The following is a 2565-nucleotide window of genomic DNA, read 5'->3' as shown; positions in this document are numbered from 1 at the left end:
CCTGCCTGACGGCAGGCCGTTACCGGCCCGCACACAAAAAATCTGACAGTCCCTGCGCCGGAGTGATTCGACTGCTCTCTGGTTTACAGACGCCCGGCCCTGTCGCAGAAGTCCCGTCGGGTAGTTGCGCAAAAAAATAGATATCCTCGCTGAGTTTCGGCCGCTTCTCGCCTCAAGTTCAGGTAGGGCCCCACTGATGCGGCAGCAATTGATCGACCTCAATCGCAGCGGCCCGCTTACCGCTGCGTAGTGATCCGGCAAATGCCTTAGCTGATGGCGACGCCGGAGACAGTCGCGCCCGGTCCTGATGCTGGAGTTCGGAAGGTGTGTTCGCCGGCCCCTTACGGTTAAGCGCGCTGAATTATTTATGCCAGCCTACAATCTTCCCGATCGCCCATAGCAAGAAAGCCAAGCCCAAAAGCCCAATTACACTCCATTGCATGATTGCCAGCTTGCGCTTGAGCGGTACAGGAAAGCGGCGTAAATCGTCTGCGTTCAGTTCGCCTCTGTTCAGATAAAAGCTGGGAAAAGTCACGATCCCAGAAATACCACCCACCAGCAGCAACTTGCCCCAAGGACCGCCATGCCGAAGAGGCGCTCTGGCCATAATGGCCGAGCAATTTTTCAGATGTTCCAGCATCAGGTCCATCTGGGTGTAGGCCAGGTGTAAAGCGACGCCTATCCAAATGATGAGACTCAGCAGCACCACGCCGCCCACACAACCAAAAATGAACTCGGCGCTACTCATTGACTGTACTCATAAATGATTTCACCAAGTTCCTCACCCGCCGCCCCCAACGCAGCACCTCCAGCAAACGAACCAACCCCTACAGCGACGACACCGCAAACCAAAGTCGCCAAGCCACCCGTCGGAACTCCGAGCCCAACGCAGAGGACTCCAACGCTGGAGCCCGTTAAAACGGCACCTGCCGCGACACCACCCGCGACGCCACCGACAAAGCTACCGGTCTCAGTAAACTTGACCTTTTTACAGGCTTGCGTGTTGCCCGCTGCACACACGTTTTGAACCTTCATATATGAGGCGCCGCCACCAATAGCGGTACCAATCCAGCCGCCGTACTTAACGGCCTTAACCGCTTTGGAAACACCTTCGATATGGCTGGCATAGCCTGGAATTTGTCCTGCAGCACCGGCCTGCGTCCAGCGGTGTACCAAGCTGCGGCTGGAAATACCCAAGGCACTTCTCAAATCCGGGTGATCAGGAAAACCAATACCCTTGCGGGTCATTGCGGTCAGGTTGATATCGAGTTTCGCGAGCAACCGTCTACGTTCCGCAAAAAACTCCGGTGATCGCAGGTGCCCATCCGCCTGGAACGCGCGCTGATGCAAAGTTTCGATATCACGAAAAATAATTTTAATATCTTCCAGATTTCTCGCGAACATGGCCTCACCGATACCGATAGAGGTGGAGCCCACCGCCAGGAAAGTTTCGATTTCGTCACGGTGACGGGCCATGAAGTCAGCCTCATCCGCGCTGAGCGGTTTAAGTACGTTATTCGTCTTGGCCGCTGCTTCCATCAACAACGCTTCTTCGCGAGTACATTGCAAATTATTAGGATCGCTCATCACGATCATCGATCCGGCTTTAATATCGCTCAAGTTAGGATTTAACGATTCAAACTTGCTCATCACCTTCGGATCTTGCGAGGTAAACAGTGCGGACTTCAACTGATCGATTGTCGTACTTTTAGGCACAATGTAAAAGCCAGGTTCTTGCGGATTAGGTTGCGCATATGCTTGGATTTCCTGATTTTTTCCTTGGATAAGTGCGCCGGATAATCGCCACGCTCCTCAAGTTGAGGGTCCGCCAACAGTTCAGCCATGAGCGATTCATTAACAGACCCATCAGGACGAATAGCCCCCAATTTTGCAAAGTTAATAATGGTGCCTACGGCTGCACCGCCAAACGTAAAACCACCGACAGTGTCAGGGCTGCCAGTGATGATAGTTCCACCATGACTGGTTGGACTTCCGAGGTGGGCCATAGGGAAGCCGTTTATCTTGATTGACGGAAATCCGGTGGTGATTACTGCACCACATCCGCACACATCACCCACGCGCGCGGCCCCCATAAAATTGATCACAACATCACCGGAAGCCGTAGCAATCGATGTAATGCCATGGCCAGGCAATGGGCAGGAATGTTGGTCACCCAAACGAGCAGAAGGAAGCATGCGTCATCCTTGATGAGAGGTTGGAGCCGAATAGCTCCCTCATGAAAAGCGCGCATCATAACCCCACTTATAGTGGGCCAAAAATACCGGCCTTTTGACATTCAAAAAGCGTAATTACAAAAGGCGCACGAAAGAAGAGCTTCCATAAGCCAGTCTTTAGTCAAATTCTCCGGCGCCTTGAGCAAGAACACGGCGTGCTCTGCCAACCGGCGCCCTGCCGACAAGTTGGCAGGATTGAGGCCGCTAAACGTACGCCAAAACGGCGGCAAGCCATAGCCGCTCTGCAGCTTGCCGCTCACCACTGCTCCCCTCCTATGTAGTGGTCTAATGAAACCGGACACCCATTTAGGCGAGAATGCTCGCCATAGAG

The 2565-nt window shown here is 53.6% G+C and carries 2 protein-coding genes and 1 pseudogene; all 3 read right to left on the bottom strand.

Annotated features, from left to right (window positions below; translation table 11 throughout):
* Window positions 1-361: 361 nt before the first annotated feature.
* Window positions 362-748, bottom strand: a complete 387-nt coding sequence (locus tag ACW9H9_RS28445; RefSeq protein WP_457346677.1) for a hypothetical protein — start codon at window positions 746-748, stop codon at window positions 362-364.
* Window positions 745-2195, bottom strand: a pseudogene (locus ACW9H9_RS28440) (PAAR domain-containing protein). The gene ACW9H9_RS28445 and the pseudogene ACW9H9_RS28440 overlap by 4 nt, the downstream one beginning before the upstream one ends.
* Window positions 2196-2296: 101 nt before the next feature.
* Window positions 2297-2565 (bottom strand): hypothetical protein (locus ACW9H9_RS28435; protein ID WP_457346676.1); only part of this gene is annotated, 269 nt, incomplete at its 5' end.

It is taken from the genome of Pseudomonas sp. SDO5215_S409, assembly GCF_054071325.1.
The sequence above is the reverse complement of the archived record's forward strand: the minus strand, read 5'-3'. Positions and strand labels throughout refer to the sequence as shown.